Source organism: Segatella copri, assembly GCF_015074785.1.
GTDB lineage: Bacteria > Bacteroidota > Bacteroidia > Bacteroidales > Bacteroidaceae > Prevotella.
The window spans coordinates 3,494,579-3,518,691 of the sequence record NZ_CP042464.1 but is presented as its reverse complement, the minus strand read 5'-3'; the positions used below and the strand labels follow the sequence as shown (position 1 = coordinate 3,518,691).

At 45.1% G+C, this 24,113-nt stretch carries 14 protein-coding genes; 5 read left to right on the top strand and 9 right to left on the bottom strand.

Annotation, left to right across the window (positions count from 1 at the left end; genetic code table 11):
* Positions 1-21 precede the first annotated feature (21 nt).
* From xyl3A to FO447_RS14455, 7 genes are all read right to left on the bottom strand, one after another.
* Complete coding sequence (gene xyl3A / locus FO447_RS14485) at positions 22-2,628, bottom strand: xylan 1,4-beta-xylosidase (protein ID WP_200756949.1); 2,607 nt, start codon at positions 2,626-2,628, stop codon at positions 22-24.
* A gap of 110 nt (positions 2,629-2,738) precedes the next feature.
* Complete coding sequence (locus tag FO447_RS14480; protein ID WP_200756948.1) at positions 2,739-5,276, bottom strand: glycoside hydrolase family 31 protein; 2,538 nt, start codon at positions 5,274-5,276, stop codon at positions 2,739-2,741.
* Positions 5,277-5,342: 66 nt separating this feature from the next.
* A complete protein-coding gene (locus FO447_RS14475; RefSeq protein WP_200756947.1) occupies positions 5,343-6,833 on the bottom strand; it encodes a family 43 glycosylhydrolase in 1,491 nt (496 codons plus the stop codon).
* A 20-nt stretch (positions 6,834-6,853) separates the two neighbouring features.
* Positions 6,854-7,558, bottom strand: a complete 705-nt coding sequence (locus tag FO447_RS14470; RefSeq protein WP_200756946.1) for an acetylxylan esterase — start codon at positions 7,556-7,558, stop codon at positions 6,854-6,856.
* A 13-nt stretch (positions 7,559-7,571) separates the two neighbouring features.
* On the bottom strand, positions 7,572-10,088 hold the full coding sequence (locus tag FO447_RS14465; protein WP_200756945.1) for a glycosyl hydrolase family 8: 2,517 nt from the start codon (positions 10,086-10,088) through the stop codon (positions 7,572-7,574).
* 119 nt (positions 10,089-10,207) lie between these two features.
* Entirely contained in the window at positions 10,208-12,004 is a 1,797-nt protein-coding gene (locus FO447_RS14460; protein ID WP_200756943.1) for a RagB/SusD family nutrient uptake outer membrane protein, read from the bottom strand.
* Positions 12,005-12,023: 19 nt separating this feature from the next.
* The gene (locus FO447_RS14455) at positions 12,024-15,125 is read right to left on the bottom strand and encodes a SusC/RagA family TonB-linked outer membrane protein (RefSeq protein WP_234699015.1); all 3,102 of its coding nucleotides are present in this window, start codon (positions 15,123-15,125) and stop codon (positions 12,024-12,026) included.
* 174 nt (positions 15,126-15,299) lie between these two features.
* Between FO447_RS14455 and FO447_RS14450 the strand changes: the two genes are divergently transcribed.
* The 5 genes from FO447_RS14450 to tnpC all read left to right on the top strand — a co-directional run bounded on the left by FO447_RS14450 (position 15,300) and on the right by tnpC (position 21,505).
* Positions 15,300-16,526 (top strand): transposase, encoded by a 1,227-nt coding sequence (locus tag FO447_RS14450; protein WP_117664388.1) that lies wholly within the window; start codon positions 15,300-15,302, stop codon positions 16,524-16,526.
* A 382-nt stretch (positions 16,527-16,908) separates the two neighbouring features.
* Complete coding sequence (locus tag FO447_RS14445; protein WP_437182725.1) at positions 16,909-18,783, top strand: sialate O-acetylesterase; 1,875 nt, start codon at positions 16,909-16,911, stop codon at positions 18,781-18,783.
* Positions 18,784-19,077: 294 nt separating this feature from the next.
* Positions 19,078-19,488 (top strand): hypothetical protein, encoded by a 411-nt coding sequence (locus FO447_RS14440; protein ID WP_200756145.1) that lies wholly within the window; start codon positions 19,078-19,080, stop codon positions 19,486-19,488.
* A complete protein-coding gene (gene tnpB, locus FO447_RS14435) occupies positions 19,476-19,823 on the top strand; it encodes an IS66 family insertion sequence element accessory protein TnpB (protein ID WP_200756146.1) in 348 nt (115 codons plus the stop codon). Before FO447_RS14440 ends, tnpB begins: the two co-directional genes overlap by 13 nt.
* Before the next feature lie 101 nt (positions 19,824-19,924).
* On the top strand, positions 19,925-21,505 hold the full coding sequence (tnpC, locus tag FO447_RS14430; protein ID WP_200756147.1) for an IS66 family transposase: 1,581 nt from the start codon (positions 19,925-19,927) through the stop codon (positions 21,503-21,505).
* Positions 21,506-22,124: 619 nt separating this feature from the next.
* Here tnpC and FO447_RS14425 read toward each other — a convergent pair.
* Positions 22,125-22,310 carry a hypothetical protein gene (locus tag FO447_RS14425; protein ID WP_117695534.1) on the bottom strand — a complete coding sequence of 62 codons (186 nt, stop codon included), beginning with the start codon at positions 22,308-22,310 and terminating at the stop codon, positions 22,125-22,127.
* Between the two features lie 304 nt (positions 22,311-22,614).
* Positions 22,615-24,105 carry a type II toxin-antitoxin system HipA family toxin gene (locus FO447_RS14420; protein WP_200756940.1) on the bottom strand — a complete coding sequence of 497 codons (1,491 nt, stop codon included), beginning with the start codon at positions 24,103-24,105 and terminating at the stop codon, positions 22,615-22,617.
* Positions 24,106-24,113 lie beyond the last annotated feature (8 nt).

Genomic DNA, 24,113 nt, shown 5'->3' with positions numbered 1-24,113 from the left:
TTGATGATTTTCTCAAGTTACTTAATATTCAATAGAAACATCCAGTTTCTTCAAATCCTTATCAGCCGAACTGCTGCCGTAATAAACCTCATACTTTCCTGCCTTGGCACGGACGGTATTGGTGGCAGCATCGAAGAGTTCGAAGTTTCTGCTATCCAGCGTAATGACAGCCTCAGCAGTCTTTCCTGCCTTCACCTCCACTCTCTCGAAAGCCTTCAAGCTCTTCAATGGTCCTTCGGTATCAGCAGGATCCTTCACATACACCTGCACCACCTCGGTTCCATCCTTCTTTCCTACATTGCTTACCGGCACCTTCAGCGTAATCTTCTCACCCTTCTTCAGGATAGAGTTGGAAAGTGTAGCATCGCCAATACGGAAAGAAGTGTAGCTTAAACCATATCCGAATGGGAAGAGTGCATCGTTCATATAACGATAGGTTCTGCCCTTCATACTGTAGTCCTTGAAATCAGGCAACTGATTGGAATTGCGATAGAAAGTGATTGGTAACTTGCCGCCAGGATTGTACTCACCAAAGAGCACACGAGCCACAGCCTCACCACCTTCCTGACCAGGATACCAGGCCTGGAGAATAGCATCGCAACTCTCTGTCTCTGGAGTCAAGGCGATAGCCGAACCCGAACAGTTGACAAAGACAACCTTTTTGCCCGCCTCCTTCAAAGCCTTCAGGAAATTGCGCTGAACCTTAGGCAATTCGATGTTGGTGCGGTCACCGCCCTTGAAGCCAGAAATCTCGATAGGCATTTCCTCACCTTCCAACTGTGGAGAGATGCCACCTACGAAGACTACTGTCTCGCAATCCTTCAACTGCTTGAGCGAAGCCTGATAGTCGATAGGATTCTCATGACCGATATTGATCTTCATATTGGCATTATAGGTTGGCATCTCAGCATATCGTATTTCTATCTGATACTCCTTACCTTTCTCGCCCTCAAACTCGATGCGGGATTCTGCTGTGCGCCAATCGCTCTTCTCAGACTTTTTCTCACCATTCAGATAAACCTCATAATGACCGCAGGCAGCCACATCGAGCAATACCTTGGCGTTCTGCTTAGGACGGAATACGGTTTCATACTTGGCAGAAAAGCCCGTCAACTTCACATTGGGTGCAAACGAATGCTGACCATAGGTAGTTACCTGCACAGGATTCTTTTCCTGGGTGATGGTAACAGGCTTACCTTCCATTTCACGATTGTTCCAGAAAGTGCCCTTAAAGCCTATCTTGCCATCCATGCTACACTGGTCGAAGTAAGAATCCAAAGTCTGGTCGTTCACCAGGTCGCACCCTTTAAAGGTGACGACCTGGTTTTTCTTCAAACGACTCTTGATACCATCCAGAATGGTAATTGTCTGTCGTGGAGTACCATTATAGTTTCCCCACATCATCGGTTCGTTATCCACATTTGGTCCGATGAAAGCAATCTTCTTTACCTTTTTATCGAGAGGTAATACCTCATTCTTGTTTTGGAGCAGCGTCATGGTCTGCAGAGCCATATCGAGCGAGAGCTGGCGATGCGCCTTGCTGCAAAGCACAGATACAGGAATCTTCGACCATGATACTATCTTGTTGTCATCCATCTCACCCAAGTCGAAACGACCTTCGAGCAGACGAATCACATGCTTATCAACTTCTTCTTCAGTCAGGGCACCATACTTCACAGCCTCAGGCACCGATTTATATATATAATTAAATCCACATTCTACATCGGTTCCAGCCAATACACCCTTAGCTGCTGCATTTCTGGCATTGCTCGAAACCTTATGATTCTCCCAGAAATCAGTAACAGCGCCACAGTCGGAAACTACCAGGTACTTGAATCCCCACTCATTCCTGAGAATCTGCTGCAAAAGGCGGGTGTTGCCGCAGCATGGTTCATCATCCCAACGCTGATAGGCACACATCACCTCGCGCACCTTGGCATCCTGCACCAGTGATTTGAAGGCAGGCATATAAGTTTCCCAAAGGTCGCGCGGTGTAACATCGGTAATATTGTCTGTATGGCGAGCCCATTCCGGTCCGCTATGAATTGCATAGTGCTTGGCACAAGCCCAGAGTTTGCGGTATTTCGTATCTTCAGGTCCCTGCAATCCGCGCACCACGGCACATCCCATCCTACTGGTAAGATAAGGATCCTCGCCATAGGTTTCCTGTCCACGTCCCCAGCGAGGATCACGGAAGATATTCACGTTTGGAGTCCAGACAGATAAAGCATGGAAACGGGTTACATCTCCTCCCTTCTGCTGCAGTTCATTCCATTTGGCACGCATCTCATCAGATGTTGCATCAAAGACTCTATACACCATTCTGTCGTTAAACGAAGCTGCCATTCCGATAGGTTCCGGAAAGACGGTTACATCTCCCATGTTCGCCACACCATGCAGCGCCTCGCTCCACCACTGGAATCTCTTGATTCCCAATCGTGGGATAGCCGGCGAATCATCCAGCATCAGAGAAGCTTTCTCTTCCAAAGTGAGACGACCACATAAATCTACCGCTCTCTCATGAGCCGAGAGGGCTGGATTCTGATAAGGCAACTGCTGAGCTGAGGCATTGCCGGAAGACATAGTTACCACAAACATCAAAGCAGCGTATATAACTTTCTTGTTCATTGTAATTATAAGCTATTAGTATATTAAATTGTTATTTGTGCTGCAAAAGTAAGCAAAAAAGCAGAATTCTACTTTATCACAAGTATCAAATACTTTATATGATATAACACTTACAGCTGTATCTTTACAGCCTTTCCGTCATATTCCACACTCTTGCTTGCCTGCATAGGCTGATCGCCCGCTCCACTATTGGCATCCACCAATACGATATGGAATCTGCGATGCTGGAGCATTCCCTTATAGCTACCCTTGCGTGGAGCGATGCTTAGGGTTCTGCCAGCTTCATTCCAAACAAACTGGATTTCCGAGAATTTACCCTTCTCATAGTTGTAGTTGTCGCCCTCATCCTCATAGAGCGTAAATTTACCATCAGCACCAGGATAGACACGAATTTCCAGCTCATCCCAAGGCTTCTCTGAACTATACTGCACTTCAGGACCGAATGGCAGGATGGTACCAGCCTTGATGAACACAGGCATGATGTCGATAGGACAAAGGCGCTGGATATCCTGACCGCCCTCATACTGGGTGTTGCTCCAGAAATCATACCATTTATTACCCTTTGGCAAGTAAACATTCACAGGCGCAGCTGCCTTCCTTACATCAGGATAGATGGTATGGCCCTTCTTCTCCTTATCCTTCCAGGTGTATAAAGGATCGGTTACCGGCTTCACCAGGATGTTGCGGCCGAAGAGATACTCATCGTTCAGACGGGAAGCCTTCTTGTCTGCCGCATAATCCATTACCAGGGCACGCATCATGCTTCCGCTATTCTGTACACAGTCGCCAGCCGTACTGTAGATATAAGGCAAAAGGCGATAGCGCAGCTTGATGGCCTTAATCATAGCATCATAAGCCCAGTCGCCCTGCTTTCCGAATTCATACAGTTCGCTTACCATCGGCGAAGAACAGTGGTTGCGCATCAATGGCATGAAGGTTCCCCACTGCATCCAGCGGGTCTGCAGTTCCTGAATGGCAGGATTCTTTGGATTCTGTTCAAACTCCCAGTAGAAGAAGCCTCCCAGGTCGGTGTTCCAGAATGGGATACCGCAGAGCGAGAAGTTCAAGCCCGATGGAATCTGATTCTTCATCTCGTTCCAGGAAGCCAGCACATCACCGCTCCAGCAGATGGTGCCATAATGCTGAATACCGAGACTGCCGCTTCGGGTCATCTGGAGCGAACGCTTTGTGTTGCCCTTCATCGCTCTCTGATGCTCGTAGATGCTCTTGTTGTGTAACAATGGGAAGGCGTTCTTCACGCCCAACCATGAACCATCGAAGGTCTGATAGTTCTCATCGCCCGGCTTCTCAAAATGGTCTGGCTCCGTAGAATCGGTCCACCAGGCATCGAAGCCCATCTGGTAGAGGTGGGTAAGATACTTCCAGTAGAGGTTGCGAGCCTTCGGATTGAAGACATCGTATGGCATCACGCCACTGTTTCTTGGCCACGTTTCAAAAGGAAGGAGGGCATTCATCTTCTTCAGTTCACGATACTGCTCTGTCCAAGGACCGAAACTTGCCCAGATGGAAATCATCAGATGGGCATCGTTCTTGTGAACATACTTCACCATCTCTTCCGGACTCTTCAGGCGGGGTTCTCCCTGAGCCTTCATCTGCTTCATATCGGTAGGAAGATACTTGGCATAGGCTGGGTCGCCCACCTTATTTATATAGTATGGGTTCTGGAACTTCATCGCATTCCAGTTGGAGTCGCATCCCCAATACTGCCAGTCCTGCACGATGGCATCAGTAGGAATCTTCAGTTCGCGATACTTGTCCAACACGCCAGCCAGTTCATCGCTGGTCTTATAGCGCTCGCGGCATTGCCAGAAGCCCATCGCCCATTTCGGGAACATTGTAGCCTGTCCGGTGAGTTCACGGATGCTGGCGATGACTCCATCTTGCGTACCATCCTTATACATGAAATAGTAGTCGGCGCAGGTTCCCACTTCGCTGGTAAAGGAAGTGCATGATGGCTGGTTGCCATTATCCTTGGATGCTACGATATCATTGAAATAGGTTTTTCCTGCATTGTCCCAGTAAAGACCATAGCCCTTCTCACTGGTGAAATAAGGGATGGCGATATAAGTATTATTGTTCCAGAGTACGATATTCTGGCGGCCACGCTGATTCATATAAACATCACGCAGCTGTCCCAGACCATAGATGGCCTCGTCGTCGGCAAGACGGAAGTTCTGCTCAATGCGGTACTTGCCCTTGTTGGCCTCATCCTTGCGAGCTTCCAGACGGGTCTTCGTATCGGTAAGCAGCAACTTTCCATCCTTCGAAAGGAAGCGGATTTCGCCAGTCTGCTGGTTCAGTTCGACGCAAATGAATTTAGATTTAACATTTACAATATCTCCGTTTTTCTGTATTTGAACGCCCTTCATCTGCTGAGGTTTCAAGATGACAGAATAGCTTTTCTTCTGAACAGGAGCACCAAGTCCGGCATCAGATTTCAAGATGCGGACGATGGATGGAGAATAGAATTCGATGGTTACATTCTGCTGAGCCACCTGACGGGTGATAGACTTGGCAGCCGTACCTTTCTGGGTACCTGCCACCTTTACGCTCTTGGCGCTGAGTTCACTTGGAACACCAACGACAGCGATGCCCAAAAGGGCAATGAAAGATAAATTCTTTAGCATACTTCTGTTTATTTTATTAGAGGGTTTATGATTGGGACGCTTCTCGATTGTCAAATCATCATGAATTTATTGTTGTCTGAAATTCCATTTAGAATTATCGCTGTTGAAATCGAAGGGAGCCAAGCCTGGGGTACAGTCGCCGAGTGAAACCAATGCCAGTTTCTCTTCAGTGCCTGGCACTGCCTTAGGCATGATGCGATAGGTGCCATCGGTGAGCTGTTCGATGCGCCAAAGCTGGGCATCTTCACCCGTAAACTCAGGTTTGGCGATGACATCATGCTGAGCGGTTGCGGTAAGATAGCGAGTAGTGCCTTCTATGCAGATTTTATAATAAGGACCACCCAGATAACCACCCTTTCCGGCAGGCATGATACTCCACTTCTGATGAGGACGGAACATATAATCGTTCATTCTTACCTTCACCTCGCCCTTAGGCCATTCTGCCTCTACCTCCTTCAAGGTCTGAGGCTCGATATTCTTCAGAGGCTTGGTTGGCTTAATCCAGAAAGGTTCGATATCCCGCTGCATTCTCACGAAATCTACGGCAATCTCCAGGGCATAGCCTCTTCGTTCCGATTCTATCTCGTAAGTTCCGGCATGAAATTCTTCGCCAGCCACAGGCCAGTCGTTCTTCCACAACAAAGGACGGATAGCCAACACGCTTCGTCCTCCCTGTCTGAAATCAGACTCATAGTGGAACGACATTTTTTCTACACCCTCTTCCTCAATATAGCGTCCGAAGTGACCGGGGCCCGTCTTCAGATTGTTGGCAGCAATCACCATCTTTCCACCGCCCTGCAACATCTCTCTGCCCACATTATCTACGTATGGACCGGTTATCTTTCGCGAACGTCCCACCACGATATTGTAGGTAGAATTAGGACCATCGCAACAGGTGCCATGAGTGCCGAGAAGATAATACCAGCCGTTGCGGTAAATCAAATCAGTAGCTTCACAGTCGATGGCGATATTGACGGGTTCGTTGCCTTCCATCCGCTTACCTGTCTTCGGATCAAGTTCTACCAGACGGATAAATCCGAAATAGGTACCATAGCTGAGCCAGAGTCTGCCGGTAGTAGGGTCGAGCAACAAGCCCGCATCAATGGCATCACAGTCTTCATCATCTAAGGATGAAGCAACCACCACCGGTTCAGTATATTTGAAATCAGGCGATTTCGGATCGAGCGTTTTGTTCCACATCGTCAGGACATCACCGCGATGACTGCCTCCCAATCCACCACCCGTAGCACTGTAGGCTACAAGATAACGGTCGCCAATCTTCAACACATCAGGAGCCGCTCCTCTGCCGGGACGAACAGCACCACCCTGCCAGGTCCAGCCATCCTCCGACCAGATTCCACCTTCACCCGTTCCAAAGGTATAATACTTTCCATCACACAGGGCAATGGTAGAAGGATCATGAATGAAAGGTTCGCCCACCTGGGCTTCTGCCTCGTAAGCAGAGGAAGACAACAAGGCAACCAAAGCAGCGGCATAAAGTTTCTGCTGAGCAGCAACCGGGCTAAAATATCTGAAAAATATATTGTTCTGTTTCATAACTTTCTTTATTGATTGCACTACTTCACGTGAATAGACAGGTTTCTGACAGGCTTGCCCTGTCCGTCGATGAATCGGACACAGAAGTCACTCATACCAGGACCATTGATTACTGCACCACGAAGAATATTCCTACCTTTCTTCAAGGTAAGCTTCTTAGAAACCACATCATCGCGAACCATTCTTCGGTCGCCTTCGAGCATCACCGCCTCCTCACCATTGAGCCACCACATGGAAGCACCATTCGAGCCAACAGACAAGCGGACGTCTTTCATCTCCTCAGGGCAATCGATAATGGTAACCGCCCAGAACAAGACACCATACTTGGGTTTCTTAAATGAAGTAGCGAAACGGAAGAGCTTCACATTAAACAGTTTACTGTCCAGCGCATGCCATTTCAGTTTTTCCTTGCCCACCTTCACGACGGCTCCATCCTTAGGAACTGTTTCCATCTGGTTAGGGAAATACTGCGTATGGAATATCTCCTTCAGATAAGAATCAGTAAAAACGACATTGCTCTTGACCGGCATAGAGATTGACTCCAGGAGCAACCATCTCTGAATAAAGCCAGCCGCATTAGGCATGACAGCCTGCTTGCCGACTGGTCCGAAATAAGGATTGATGTCTGCAGGTAAATTCCTATTTTGGGCATCCGCAGTGGAATGCCCAAAAAGGAATACACATAAACAAAACAATCTAACTATTTTATTGAAAATGTTGTACATAGACTATTCATTATTATTGAGGTTCGATAATCTGATAACGGCCACTCAGATGCATGAAGGCGAAGAGACGCAACAGTCCGTCGTAGTAGCCATCGAAGAAGCCTTCTTTGTCTGGCTCATGCTTGGCATTCCAGAAATGACTGACGAATTCCCTACCCTTCACATGATTGCTGACCAATGAAGCCGCAGCCGAAGTGGCAACAAAACCGATGGAATGGCGGAGTGCCTTAGGAGCCGTACCTGCCGGCAGAATATCTTCTACCATTGTGCCATCTACATTATACTGGTCCAGGAAAGAATCAATGCCCTTACTATACAGGAAGTTCTGCAGCGTATTGGCATATTTCTGCTGCCACTCCTTATCCTTGCAAGCCCAGGAATAATCGAGCGCTATGTTCATTGGCACTCGCCATGAGTCATAACGGAAAGCATCACCCAGCAACTGACCGGTCTTCATCAGACTGCCATCATAGTTGCAATAGTCCGGGTTCAAGCCCGTCTTCTCATTGATACACTTATGCAGGAACTCACGGCTTTTCTCAGCACACTCCTTCCAGAACTGGGAACGTCCGTCGTTAGCCCATTTAGCCCAAACCTCGTAAAAGGCAGGGAGATGGTAAGAAGGGTCGGTAAACTTCCCGCCCCAATGATCGGGCGTAAAGGTGATGAGCTGATGTTCAAGATTGATGAGCGGAGCTGTGCGGTCCATTCCCGCCTTCAGCATGCTGCAATCCAGAATATGCTGCGCTTCCTTCAGATAGTTGATGCCTGTATCATTGCCCCATCGGTTGGATGCAAAGATGAGCGAAGTTACGAAATAGAGTTCACCATCCGATGCGGCTCCCTGCGCATTTCTCGTTCCATCAGTCTTGCAGCTCCATGCGAAATAGCCCTTATAAGGTCCTTCCTGATGCTGCATGTATTTCTTGCTCCATCGCCAGAGGCGGTCGAAGATGTCCTTCTTGTCAAACTGCACGGCAGCCATCATTCCATACGACATGCCTTCGGTTCTCACATCATTGTTCTTTATATCGCTGACATATCCCATGGAATCGCCCACCTCGAAATAGACCTTGTTCTTACCGTAGAATACATCATTGAACACTTCGTTCACCTTCCTGTCAATATCAGCCTGCTTATAGCCCATCTCGGCAAAGAGATTGCGATACTGGTGAGTTTCGAAAGCACCCTTTTCCCAAGGCAACGCATCGAAGCCCAGCCAGTCTACCTCAACATCGGCTCCACTCTGCAAGGATACATGGAGATCATGAACGCCCTGAGGAGCATGAAGCACCTGGGCACGGATATTCTTCCAGCCAGCCGACTTCGGAATCTTCACCTTAGCGATGATATTACCCTTCTTGCCATCGGCTCTGACTACGAGCACACCGCCCTTTGAAGACTTGGCACGAACGGTGATTTCTTCCACCTTCTCATTACCGAAATCCACCTTATTATATATAAGGGCAGTATTCGATTTAGAGAAGAGAGTCTTCCAGCCGGCAAAGCAGTTGTTCTTATCCAGATATTCAATACCAATACCCTTGCCTTGCAGCGCAGAATAACGGTCAATCTGAATATGCGAACGTGCCTTCGTCAATCCCACACCTCTTAGCGTAGGTATCACCTTCTGTATCGTTCCGTCGGGATTGAAGTTCAGAGAGTCGATTCGCACCGAGCGGTTCTTGTCGAACTTAGGCGAATAATCATTATGATGATAGAAGAGATACCACTGTCCCTGATATTCCACGATGCTATGATGATTGGTCCAGCACTTCGTAGGCGACTCATCCATGATGATGCCCTTGAATGTGAAAGGTCCCATCGGATGGTCAGCCATGGCATAAGCCAGCGTTTCGGTTCCATTCTTTTCACGTACCCAAGGGAAGGTGAAATAATATTTGCCGTTACGCTCGAAGGCAAATGGTCCTTCCTTGAATCCTTCAGGCAATCCCTCTACCAGTTTGGGTTCCGAGGCAAGTTCCGTCATGTTTGGTTTCAGCTTAGCCATGTGCAATCCTGCTCCCGCCCAGTAGATATAAGCCTGTCCGTCCTTATCTATCAGCACACAAGGATCTATGCCGTGCACACCCTCTATGGGTTTCCACATCGGCATAAACGGTCCTTCAGGCTGGTCGGCAACCGCAACACCTATTCCGAATCCCTTCTCCTCCCCTTTCGGAGCGGCAGGGAAATAGAAATAATATTTCCCATCTTTCTCCACACAGTCAGGAGCCCACATCGTATAACTGCCGTCCTGTACCCAAGGTACTTTGTCCTGCGAAACGATGACTCCATGATCCTGCCATTCTGTAAGATTGGCAGAAGAGAAAACGTGATAATCTGCCATGCAGAACCATTCCTTCAGTTTCTCGATAGGACTCGGAATGTCATGAGAAGGATAAAGATACATCTTCCCATTGAACACGCGAGCCGTAGGATCAGCAGAATACTGTCCGCTGATAATCGGGTTCTGAGCCGAAGCTCCTGTCGATAACGCCAGCATCAAGGCACACATCCATGTTTTCATACATAAATTCCTTTAAAGAAGAAAAAAAGGGAGTGCTTTTTTTCAAAACACCCCCTAATTGTCAAACAATCTATAGTTCTTTAAACTAAAAACACTATATTAACAAAACAACTTCATGATTACCAACCAGGATTCTGCTTCAGGTTAGGGTTCTTATCCAACACGGTCTGTGGATAAGGGAAGAACTCATGCTTGCCCTCCTTGAAACCTACCTTGAAATTAGTCTCAGGAGTGTTGGTCGTATAGAAACGGCTGTTTGCTTCTGATCCATGCTCCCAAGTTACATCCTGGTCGTCTGCCTTTGGAGCTCTGAAAACCTTATCAAACAAATGTGGCACGACTGTACCAGCCTTAGTCAAACGCTCTTTGGCCTTTGTATCATTCCATCGCATGATATCGAACCAACGACAGCCTTCAAGCCAAAGTTCATATGACTTTTCTTTCATCAACACATCCATATCAACAGTTTCACTGACTGTCTTTGAACCGGCGCGCTCCTGAATCTTATTGATATATATCTTAGCTTCATCCAGATCGCCTGTCTGAATACAAGCCTCTGCATAATTGAGCAAAACCTCAGCGTAACGCATGACAAGATAATTATTCAAGCGAATGTTATCACCATATTTCTTACCTTGAGTATCAGGAGCTCTCATTATTTGCTTGAACGCCAACCAGGTAGAGTTGCCGTAGAGTCCCTGAACAGGGTCATTGATGCCAATCTTGTCACTGGTTTTCTTCTGCTCGTCAGTCATATTATCGATTTCTTTCTTGCCGTAAGGCATATGATAAACCGCATCATCAATATGCTTTAAAGTAGCATTCAAGCGATAAGAGTGATCACCATCATTTTTATAGAACTCGTCACCAAACCACTGAGGCACGCCAAGGCCACCCCAGCCATCAACGCCGCCACAATAAACCTTGTTAGGAGAAACCACAAAGTGATCAGCACGCCAATCCCAATAGTTGGTCTCCATCCAGCTAGAACGCTGAATCATACCACCCCAATTGGACTTACCTGTATTATACTCGAAGTTGACTTCAAATACCTTCTCCTCGTTGGCATCACCCTCGATATGGAAGTTGTCGGCATATTTCTCACCAGGAACAAGATCATACTTCTCCGAGTCTATAACCTTTTTAAGGGCAGTTTTAGCCTCTTCATATTTACCGGCGAAGAGGTAAGCCTTTCCGGCAAGAGCCCATGCAAAGCCCTTGGTTACCTTCACTGCTCCATCCTTGTCATCCTTACTTTTACGCTCATCCAAATCATTGGCAGCATTCTCACATTCCTGCGCAATCCACTCTATCAACTGTTGGTGATTCATAGGATGCTCAGGATCCTTATCACAATTAAAAGGCTGTGCAGTAGGATCCAGAGCTTTAGTTACCAATGGTGGAGTACCCCAGAGATTAGCCAACAGGAAATAATCATAAGCACGAAGCACACGAGCCTCTGCGGCGCAACGTTTCTGCACAGCGGTAGTACCCTTGGCAAAGTGATCGAGTACAAGGTTACAGTCATATACAGAGTGATAGAGTCCTGTGTACATAAACTTTGGCACCTCAGCCTCAGCATCATAATAGAACTGATTGAGCATGATACCAAACGTATTATCACCAGAGTTGGCACCTGCTGCCAACACATCGTCTCCACACTCATTGACTATCAGTTTCAATGGAGTATAAATACCTGGGCCACCACCATCGTGGTTACGTCCCATCACATTACACATAAAGCTTTCGTATGCAGCAACGAGGGCCGCCTCTGCATCAGCATCGGTCTTATAGAAGTTCTCGGTAAGTATTACACCCTTCTGCTCAATGTCAAGCTGATCCTCACAAGATGTAGTGAGCGTCATTGTTCCTGTGGCAGCAAGAGTCAATATTGTTGAAAATAATATTTTCTTCATTGTTTTTGAATATTAAAGGTTAGAATGTTACATTGATACCAAATACCACCTTCTTGGAAGTTGGATAAGTACCATTATCAAAACCACGAGAGGCACCACTATTCATAGAAGCGGTCTCTGGGTCTGCGCCAGGATACTTGGTAATGGTGAAGAAATCATCCAGTGAGCAATATACACGAAGATTGCTGATACCTGCCACGCTAGAGATAGCCTTTGGCAATGTATAGCCCAACTGAATCTGCTTGATCTTGAAATACGAGCCACTGAACACAGCTGCATCAGAACTGAAGAACTTCCAGTCTGTAGCAACCTTTTTCATATCAGGATATTTAGCATTGGTGCGGTCTGCTCTCCAAGAATCCTTCCAGTAGGTATCAATTCCATTGATCAACGGACGGTCAGCAGAAACCATCAAGTTGTAAATCTTGTTGCCAGCAGAGCCTGTTCCAAATACGGTAAGGTCAAAGCCCTTATATTCTGCATTAAGAGTAATACCATAAGTAAACTTAGGAATACCTGAGCCCAAATCCTGCTTATCTTCATCGGTTGGAGCTGAAGTTGTTTCGCCATTCTTATTATAATAGAGAGCGCTACCATCTTCGGCTACACCTGCATACTTGTAACCACGGAAATACCATACCTGATGGCCAGCCTCGAATGTAGGCTTAAGCTGGTTATTGAATCCATCGATACCTACTTCGGTCAAACGGCTTACAAGGTTAGAAACCTCCTTCACCTCATTCTTCAGAGTTGAACCATTTACGGTCACACTATACTTAAAGTCCTTGATGTGATCTCTCCAACCCAACTCGAAATCAAGACCAGAGTTAAGTACCTTACCTGTATTAACAACTCTCTTGTTTACACCAATCTCTGGAATAGGAGCGATTTCAATCAAGAGGTCCTTGGTTGTCTTACGATACCAGTCTAAGCCCAAAGTTAAACGGTCGTTAAGGAATCGCGCATCAAGTCCAAGGTCAACCTGCTCTGAAGTTTCCCACTTCAAGTCTGGGTTAGCAAGTCCGGAAGGCTTAGAACCTAAAGTCAGCTTACCATCTCCGATAGAAGGATTATACTGATAGAAACTCTGATTAAGAGCTATGGTAGAAGCATAACGATAATCGCTCAAGATATTGACGTTACCATTCTGACCCCAAGAACCACGAAGTTTCAAGAAAGAAATGGCATCACGGCTTATATTGTCCTTGAAGAACTTCTCATTGCTGATAGCCCATCCTGCTGAAACTGATGGGAAGTTACCCCAACGTGCCTTCTTTGAAAGTTTTGATGTATCGAAAGCATCACGACGGAAGTTAACCTGCATGAAGTAACGGTTGTCATAGCTGTAAGATACACGGCCAAAGTAAGATAACTCTGTGGCATCTGAAGGAGCGTTACCTACATTCTTGGTTGCATCAGCCAACAAGTAGTTGATGTAATGGAAGTTTGGCTCATAAGATGTGAGTATGTTACCTCCTGTAGAACTGATGGAACTGTTATCCCAATGATTCTTGGTAAACGACATACCTGCCATGGCACCAATAGTGTGCTTGCCGATTGTTGTCAAATAGTTGGCAAAGTTCTCCCACTGATAGTACAAACCATTATTGGTATTCGCTTCAATGGTATAGTTTTCACTATGTGCCATAGATGTTAACCAATATGGAGTCTCGTAGTTATGATAGTTACTCTGAGTGATACGATAACCTAAGCGAGAAGTAAATGTAAAGCCCTTGAATGGCTTGATATTGGCAGCAACGGTACCACGTACATTGATACCAGAATTCCATGTGTCATGACGGTCGCGCTGATAGAGAGGGTTACCAGTAGCATCTTCTACATATTTAGAAGTACCATAGTAGTCATTGTTATGGCTTGGATCTCTTGGAACTGGGCCACCGGCTTCTACCTTTGCCTTCATGCCAGGAGCCAAATCCTCCACATTACTGATATAAGCTGGAGTCAAAGGATCGATAGAAACCACAGAGTTCAGCAATGAACCATAACCCTTGGTCACACCTTTGGTCTTCCACTTTTCAAAAGATGTATTAGTAGTCACGTTCAACCACTTATAGATATCATAGTCGGCATTGATCTGACCAGTGAAACGCTTATAAGTATCCTTGCTACCTTTAACGATACCATCATTGTTCAGGATATTCAAGCTGGCGAGGAAACGTCCCTTACCGTTACTTGCCTGCAAGGTGAGACTATGCTGGTGAGCCAGACTGTTCTCAAACACCTCGTCATACCAGTTGGTGTTCTGACCATTATAGTTGTTCTTCTTCAGAAGATCATCGTTCAAGTCGCCCAAATACTTGTGATACTCTATATACTCAGGAGCATCAAAGATATCAGCCCTCTTTCCCAACGACTGGATAGTGAACTTGCTGCTGTAAGAAATCTGAGCCTTACCGCCATTGGCAGCACCCGTCTTGGTAGTAATGATAACGACACCATTACCCGCCTGCGCACCATAGATGGCAGCAGAAGCGGCATCCTTCAATACCTCCATGCTTTCAATCATAGATGGATCCAGGTACTGGATATTATCCACCTTCAGACCATCGACAATGAGCAACGGACCGATATTACCACTATTGGAAGAATAACCACGGATACGGATATCGGCAGCCTCACCCGGACCACCCGAGTTGATAATCTGCACACCGGCAGCCTTACCCTGGAGGGCAGCACCGGCATCGGTAGCTGACAAACCCTTGATGTCATCGCTCTTGATAGATGCAACTGCACCTGTCAGGTCGCTCTTCTTCTGAACGCCATAACCGATGACAACGACATCATTAAGAACTTTTGAATCATCCTTCAAGGTAATGGAAAGGGTTTTACCAGCCTCAGCTTTCACGGTCTTAGGCTCCATACCCACATAGGTAATTGTCAATGTTGCATTAGGTGCAGCATCAACGCTAAACTTACCATCCAAGTCGGTAACAACACCCAGTTTGCTACCATCTACTTTAACAGTAGCACCAATCACAGGTTCTCCACTTGGATCAGTCACTATACCTTTCACTATGCTCTGAGCCGAAACTCCCAAAGGAAGCAAACAGAGCAGGAATAGCAAAACAAACGGCTTTTCAATCATTTTTAAATTCTTCATCTTAAAAATAGATTAATAGTTTTACTTTACTAGTCAGTTGTTTAATATCAATACTCTGTTAATTCTTATGTAATCGATTGAAAATGAGAGAGTTAATTAACGTAATATAACTAATAAAATTTGGTTAAGTGGCTGATTATCAGTAACTTTATAGTTCTCTAAGCTCAAAGTTATATGACATCAGAACCACTCAACCAATATACGGAAATATGCAGAGATGCTATCAAAAGTTCATCTGCAAAGTTAAGCAAAACTTTCGAGAGTCTACTCTTGGAAATACTTTTATTGTACATGACGATACAAAGAAAGATAAATTTCACTCAAATGGAGCGTTACGGCACCCATTGTGAGCAGACCTACAGAACGAACTTCAACCGTGGTCGTGCTAAATGCATAGACTGGGTGAAGTTCAACCTTGCCCTATGCCGACGTTACTTGAATATGGATGGTCTATTGGCTATAGCCATCGATCCGAGCTACATCAGCAAGTCGGGTAAGAAGACTCCGCATATCGGTACTTTCTGGTCCGGTTGTGCAAGTTCCATGAAGCATGGGCTTGAAATCATGGGGCTTGCACTTGTCGATGTCCATGCCAACAGTTGCATGATGCTGCGCGCCCATCAGACTCCATCTACTGGAGAATTGAAAATGCGTAACATGACTCTCGTGCAACATTACATAGCGGTCATCAAGCGTTATAAGAAGGATTTGTTGAAGGTCACCGATATTGTTGTCGCTGACGCTTTCTTCTCTATCCGTCCGTTTGTGGACGGAATCAAAGAGTGCGGTTTCCATCTTGTCAGCCGCTTCAGGGATACTGCGAGCCTATATTATGTGTATACGGGACCTCGTTCCAATAAGCCTGGACGTCCCAAGACACTTGACGGAAAAATCAACTACAAGAAACTTGACCTCACACGTATGGCAGAGTTGCATATTGAAGGACTTGAAGGCACAGCCTACACACTCATAGCCTATTCAAAGGCATTGAAGCAGAAAGTGCGCCTTGTCATTTGGGTTATGCCGAACGGAAAACACAAGCTTTTCTTCTCAACAAAGACATCCATGTCGGGTGAGGAAGTGTTGCGCACATACCGCTCAAGATTCCAAATAGAGTTTTGTTTTCGCGATGCAAAGCAATATACTGGTCTTACGCATTGCCAAGCAAGACACAAGAACCAGTTGGACTTTTCCTATAATGCATCATTCGCATCACAGAATGTTGCGAAAGTGATGATGAAGGAAAATGAATTGCCGTATTCCATGGCTTCTTTCAAGGAGATTATGGCAAGCACATACATCGCTAAATTAATTTTCAACAAGTGTCGGAGAATACCGAACCGAAAGTTAATTAGTCATACTATCAAAGAACTCTTTGGCTGGCAACGTAAAGCTGCTTAGCCATTATCTCAAATTTTAACGAACTATTGTTAATATTACATTATTATATATACATCCTAAATTCTCTAAAATTTCATTAAGGATGCTGAAACACGTCGCAAAAATAGATAAAAACATTAAAACGCATTTTATCTCAAGTAACAAATACTTTATCACAAATAACATCTACCCCAAAAGAAACAAAATGAAACATATTCTGAAACCTGAGACAAAAGAATCACCTTATTATATAACAAAGGGAAAAGTTATTGATATATGAGACAAAGCACGTATGGAAATCTTTTCATAACTTTGCAAACAGAACAGAAGATGAAAATCAATCTAATAATTTAATTAAATATAAACTATGAATAGATTATCAATCTTAGCATCGATGCTCGCGATGGCGTGCCTACCTATGATGGCACAGAAAACGGGCAGTAAGGTTCAGGAAAAGCCTGATCCTAATTTTCAGATTTATCTCTGCTTCGGACAGTCGAACATGGAAGGAAATGCGGCTATCGAAGACATCGACCGAACGGGCGTGAACCCGAGATTCCAGGCTATGTATGCCGTGGATGATAAAAAGGCGGGATGGAAGAAGGGACAATGGCACACCGCTGTGCCGCCACAGGCAAGACCCTCTACAGGACTGACTCCTGTTGACTATTTCGGAAGAAAGATGGTGGATAACCTGCCAGACAGCATCAAGGTGGGAACCATCACCGTGGCAGTAGGCGGAGCCAGCATCGACCTCTTCGATAAGCGTACCTATAAGGCTTATCTCAAGAAACAACCCGACTGGATGAAGAACTTTGCATCCCAGTACAACGGAAATCCATACGCCCGACTGATAGAACTGGCTAAAATAGCCAAGAAGCAGGGTGTTATCAAGGGCATTCTCCTGCATCAGGGCGAAACCAACAACGGCGATGCCAACTGGTCTAACCGAGTAAAGACTGTTTATAACGACATCTTGAAAGATTTGAATCTGAAGGCAGAAGACGTACCTCTGCTCGTAGGCGAAACCGTACAGAAGGATATGGGCGGAAAATGCTGGGCACATATCGCCATCGTTGATGATATTGCCAAGACCATTCCTACAGCCCACGTCATTTCTTCAAAGGGCTGTCCACAGCGTGGCGACGGTCTACACTTCATCGCAGAAAGCTACCGCACCATGGGCAAGCGCTATGCAAACATGATGCTCGCCCTGCAGGGAATCATTCCAGACAGCAACTATCCGCGTGTAGATAAGGACCGTAGAGCTTATGTAAAGCTCCATGCTCCTGAGGCAAAGAAAGTAATCTTCGACATCTGCGGCAAGCAATATGAGATGAAAAAGGATTTGGATGGCGACTGGTACGGCGTGAGCGATCCGCTGGTAGTAGGATTCCACTACTATTTTCTGAATGTAGATGGCGTGCAGGTTGTTGACCCTGCCAGCGAAACCTACTTCGGCTGCTGCCGTGAAGCAGGCGGTCTGGAAGTACCAGAAGGAGCAGAAGGCAACTACTATCGTCCTCAGCAGGGCGTAGCCCACGGTCAGGTTCGCTCAGTATCTTACTATGCAGCCTCTCAGAAGCAGTTCCGCCGCGCCATGGTTTACACCCCTGCCGAATATGAAACCAACACCACCAAGCGCTATCCTGTGCTCTATCTGCAGCATGGCATGGGCGAAGACGAGACGGGCTGGAGCAAGCAGGGAATGATGCAGCACATCATGGACAACCTGATAGCAGAAGGCAAGGCTGAGCCTATGATTGTGGTCATGGAGAGTGGCGATGTAAAGAAGCCTTTCGTTGCCCGTCCAGGCAAGAATGTAGATGAAGAGCGCAACCACTATGGAGCTTCTTTCTATGATGTGATTATCAAGGATCTGATTCCGATGGTTGACAAGACATTCCGCACTTATACCGACCGCGAGCATCGTGCGATGGCAGGATTGTCATGGGGCGGTTGTCAGACATTCAACACGGTATTGCCTCACATGGATAAGTTCTCTGCCCTTGGCACCTTTAGCGGTGCACTCTTTGGCGTGGATGTAAAGACCTGTTTCAATGGAGTTTTTGCCGATGCAGAGAAATACAACAAGAACATTCATTATATGTTTATGGGCTGCGGTTCGGAAGAGAACTTCGGTACCGAGAAGATGGCACAGCAGTTGAAGGAGCTGGGCATCAAGCTCGATGTTTATGTATCACCAGGCACTCATCATGAGTGGCTCACCTGGCGCCGCTGCTTCAAGGAATTTGTTCCTCACCTCTTTAAATGGTAAACAAACTATCAGACATAATAAATCCCAGAACCGCTTGGAAGAGCGATTCTGGGATTTATTTATATACTTTTTGCCATTGAATTCCCGCACTGAAATTACGTCACGACGTATCTTTTACTACGTCCGGACGTAACTTTTGCTGCGTCGGGACGTAGCAAATCCCTCAAAAACACCGTTATTTTGCTGATTTTATGCCAAAAGTGGTAATAGGTGGTAAGCGGCTCCGCATTTATACCTTGCCCTTTATCGTAAAAGTTCTTACCTTTGCACCATAATTTTAAAAGCAACGAAATTATGAGAGCAACAGAACGTTATGAGAGGGCATGGAATGCCTTCCAGATTCATTTGAATCATAATCCAAAAGCCAGTTTGATTCCTTTTTTAAAGGAACGGCATGTAAACCATCGCTCGATGCATAGATGGATGTCAGAGAAAGGTTATTCTGTTAGGTTAGCCAAACAGCAGATTCGTCTGCTTCAGGCCGAAGCCCGTAAGGAATGTTCCGAGGCAATAGCCAAGGACACTGGGATGATGTTCCTTCCCATGGAAATACCATCCGAACTCGTCTGTCCAGAGAACTATCTTTTTGGCATAACCCTAACCTTCCCAAATGGAACGATAGTCACCATCAAGAAAGGTAGCGCCAAATCTGTCATGCATCTGATGAAACTTTACGAAAAGGAGGATATGCTATGTTTGGACTAAACGAAAATACCCAGTATTACGTCTGCCAGCGATATGTCCGAATGAACATGGGCATAAATGGCCTGTACCAGATTGTGAGGACGGAGATGGAGCTGCCGCCACTCGGTGGTGCCGTCTTCATCTTCTTCTCAAAGAACCGCCAGCAGGTAAAAATGCTCAAATGGGATGGCGACGGTTTCCTGCTGTATCAGAAGCGACTGGAGCGAGGAACCTTTGAATTACCATTCTTTGATCCCCAAAGCAAACAATGCAAAATGCCTTACAAGACGCTATCTGCCATCATGAGCGGAATTTGCCTAAAAAGCATGAAATATAGAAAGAGGGTTAACTTATAGCTTTGCTATGCTGTATTTAACGTATTGTATATCAGCAAGATAATAAAAATAAATATCTAAAAACACTTGCATATCTCGATATTTTTTCGTACCTTTGCACTATGAAAAAGGACGAAATTATAGTACTTTTAAAGGAACAGCTTCAGCTTGCAAACGAACAGCTTCAGCAAGCTAATGCTACGGTGAGCTCGTTGACTACACAGGTCAACGAACTCATTGAACGTATAAAGTCATTAGAAGAACTGCTCGTCCAGAAAGGAATCGCCATTGACAAAGCGAATCGTCAGAACAAGGCACTCGGCAAGCTCGTTTCAGGCAAGAAGTCCGAACGTCAGGAAAAGAATCCACAAGACTCGATGACCCAGGAGGAATTTGACAAGAAGAAAACAGAGCAGGCCGAAAAGAGAAAGGCACGCAAAAACAACGGTGCCAAGCGTGACATGCATTACGAGATGAAAGAGGTGCATGTTACGATAGATCCAGTCATGGATGCAGGGCTTTTGAAGACGTTGCGTCTCTTCGGAACTCGTACCTGTATACGTTACAGCATGGAACCCATCAAATTCATCAAGACCGTGTATCACATCAACACTTATACTGATGGAAGTATCATGTATCCGGGGAAAACTCCGCCGGCTCTGTTGTTGAATTCTTCCTATTCACCTTCCTTTGCAGCAGGACTCCTGCAGATGCGATACATCTATTCCATGCCGGTAGAGCGAATCATCAAATACTTTGCCGACAATGGGTTTACGTTAAGGAAAGCTACGGCAAACAAGTTGATTGCCAGAAGTGCTGATGTACTGGAAAACTTCTATAAGGCTATCTGCCAAGTAGTGTTGCAGCAGGATTATGTCTCGGCAGACGAGACATACCATAAAGTGCTGTTAGCCAAGACAAAACCTACAGACAAGGGGTCGAAGAAAGGCTACCTCTGGGCTGTAAGTGCGTCTAAATTGGGACTTGTCTTCTTCGTATATGAGGATGGTTCACGCTCTGAGCAGGTCATACTTAACGTATTCTCAGATTATAAAGGTACCATACAGAGTGATGCATATGCTCCTTACCGGAAACTGGAGTCGGATGCTTATCCTGACATTATGAGAATCGCCTGTCTACAGCATGTCAAGAGAGACTTCATCGACTGCGGCAAGGAAGACAAGGATGCTCAGGAAGTCGTAGATATCCTCAACAGATTTTATCGAGAAGACAAAAAACATAAGGTTGGGGTAAATGGATGGACCGTTGAAGGCCATCTAGTCTATCGGCAGTCATATGCACCGGACATTTTACAGGATTTATTGGAGAAACTGGAGGAAATATCTTCCAGGAAGGATTTGCTGCCCAAGTCTACCTTGGCGCAGGCGGTCGGTTATGCCCTTAATGAATATAATGCCATTTGTGACATCTTCAAAAGAGGTGATACGGCTCTCGATAACAACTATATTGAGAGAATCCAGAGGTACATATCACTATCAAGAAGAAACTCAATGTTCTTTGGTTCGCACGAAGGAGCAAGCCGGGCGGCTATCCTATATTCCATCGCCATCTCATGCAGGCTGAATGGCATTAATCTGTTTGAATACATATGCGACGTAATAGAAAAGACTGCAGAATGGCAACCCAATACCCCATTGAAAAAATATAGAGACTTACTTCCTGACCGATGGAAAAAGCAGTAACAGCATTAGTTTAATCAGCTGTTACTGCTTTTTTTTGAATTATGCAAGGTATAAACGCGGAGACGCTTACAATAGGTGGCAATAAGGTGACAATAAAAACACCCCTTATTGCCACACGTTATCCTCTAATAATCAAAGAGTTAAGTATAAGCGTGGCAAATGTGGCATTAAATTAGAAAAAAATACACATGTAATACTACAGAATACTGATATAGCTCAGTCAGCTAACTCAAGTAGTTCAATCAGCTAACCCAAGTAGTTCAGTAAGCTAACCCAAGTAGTTCAGTAAGCTAACTCAAGTAGTTCAATCAGCTAACTCAAGTGACTCAATCAGCTGACGCAGATATCTCGACAAGCCGAAGGATACGTCTCCGTTAGCCTACGGAGTCGTATCCGTAACCCAATGCAGTCATATTCTTAACCCCACGCAGCCATATCTGTAGGCAAACGGAAGCACATCATGGCAAACTATCAGACATAATAAATCCCAGAACTGCTTAGAAGAGCGATTCTGGGATTTTTTATACCATTTGTTTAATATTTATATTATATAGATTCTACATCATCGTTCACATTATTATATATAGTACGATGCGAGCATTGTAAAACGTCTCATCTATTACTTGATAACCATCTTTTTACCATTCTTGATCACAATGCCCTTGTAACCCTTACCAACCTGCTGACCAGCGAGGTTGAAGCACTTGCCATCCTGAGCAACCTTCAGATTCTCTACCTTAGAAATACCGGTAGCTGTAGTAGTTACACTTTGTGAGAAGCACCAAATAGGTTTGATAGCCAACATTATAACGAAAATGATACACCATCAAACCTATTTGAAGAGGAAATCAGGAAAAGTCAAATAAACGAATATTCCAGATTCCCCAAATGTTTTTGCCCAAAATGTTCCAGATTCCCCAAATGTTTGGTCAAAACAGAGGAAAAATATACAGATTTATCAACATCATTACGTTTGAGCAGCGTTTACATAATTTATGGAATATTCCCTCTATGCAGCCAGAGCCTATGTGAAAGATTTTAGCACGAAAACGCACTTTTTCTCGAAAAAAAAGTGAGAAAAAGTGCGTTTTCGTGCCATTTTTATTTCTTTACTTACATAGGAATTTTTCAACCATAGTCAACAGTTGTTTCTCTGTAAGATTAGCGATTCCGATACTCTCTATAAGGGAAAACTCATTCTTGTTTTTGCTTATCACAAACTTCCTTTCCCTGCCATCTATCTTTGCACACAAATGAAAGTTGCCCTTGTAGGCTTGCTCTATATGTACATCAGTCACTTGATGACCATTAATCTCTACAGATAACGTCGGTTTATCATCTTCATACTCACCCCATTCTTTCAGATGAGAAAGGATGGTAGACTCCACTCTGCCTATCCATTTTTCATCCACTGCATATTTTACAGCCACAGTTCTAAATTGCAACAAAGCATTCTTTACATCATTAATCAGGCTTTCTGGCTTTCGAATACCATTATCGAATGCAAATTGCAAGACATCCTCTTTTGAAATATTACGCAGTTTGGACCTGATAAACATACAGTGGTCTTGATTGGGCTGCACTCCACCCATATTGAGGATATAGGTAAGATCATAAGCAGGTGATAACCGCCAATTACCCATCCTATCCATCATGAAGGAGAAGTTTTTGTTGTGATCATCAGTATTGTTTGCCAGCACGTTGAATATCATTCTTCTATAAACCTCTTCACAATCAGCCTCAGGCAAATGGAGCGACCTGCAAACAGAAATAAGTTGCTCATAACTATTTGCCTCAGGATACATAGCCGCCAAAGTTTGAGTATAAAGCTTCTTCCCATCTTTTCTATCAAATCTCTGCGTCATGAAGTGCTTGCTGCCATCAACCGTCAAGAGTTCAGAATGCATCATATTGATGCCAGCCTTGACGGCAAGCTCGTAGTATGTCATTTCTAGTTCGGCAGAGTTGAAATCAGCATTTCCAAACTTCAACAAGTAGTAATCATATCCATCAAGATCCGAGATTTGTCCACTTCTTATCTCACCATCAGCCGAATTGATAGCAATAATAGCCTTAGGCTGCCTGCCACCAGCAGAAGTTCCCACAGTCAAGAGCGACTGCATGGTAAGAGATTCCTCTGGTAAAATCTGAGCCTCCTCTCGTTCAGTAAATATGCGTTCAGCAAGTGCAACCAAGGAATTGACATCAATCCTCTCTGATTTCTTACTCCTCTCATACTCTGGGACAAACTCCAAAGCACCCATTCCTCTTCTACCGATAAATGACAACTTATCAAGAGGAGAAATTTCCGTATTGGAGAGATGATTCTGCTGTCTCCAAAGATCAAACAACTGATTGCCCCAAGAATCAGGCAATGAGTCAGCCAGGAAAGCAGGAAGTTTTTGATAAATTCTCTGTTCCTCTCCCCAAATAGGCATAAGTCCTCTATTGTTGCGTATGGATGCCCATAGAGGAGATATATCAATACCCCTATGCACAAAAGTTGGATTATAAGTGAAGTAGGACATTTGCCTTTTGTCGTCCCACGACAACCTACCAACTTCCTCATCCCACAAGATTACTTTTAAAGTCTTAACCATAAATCATT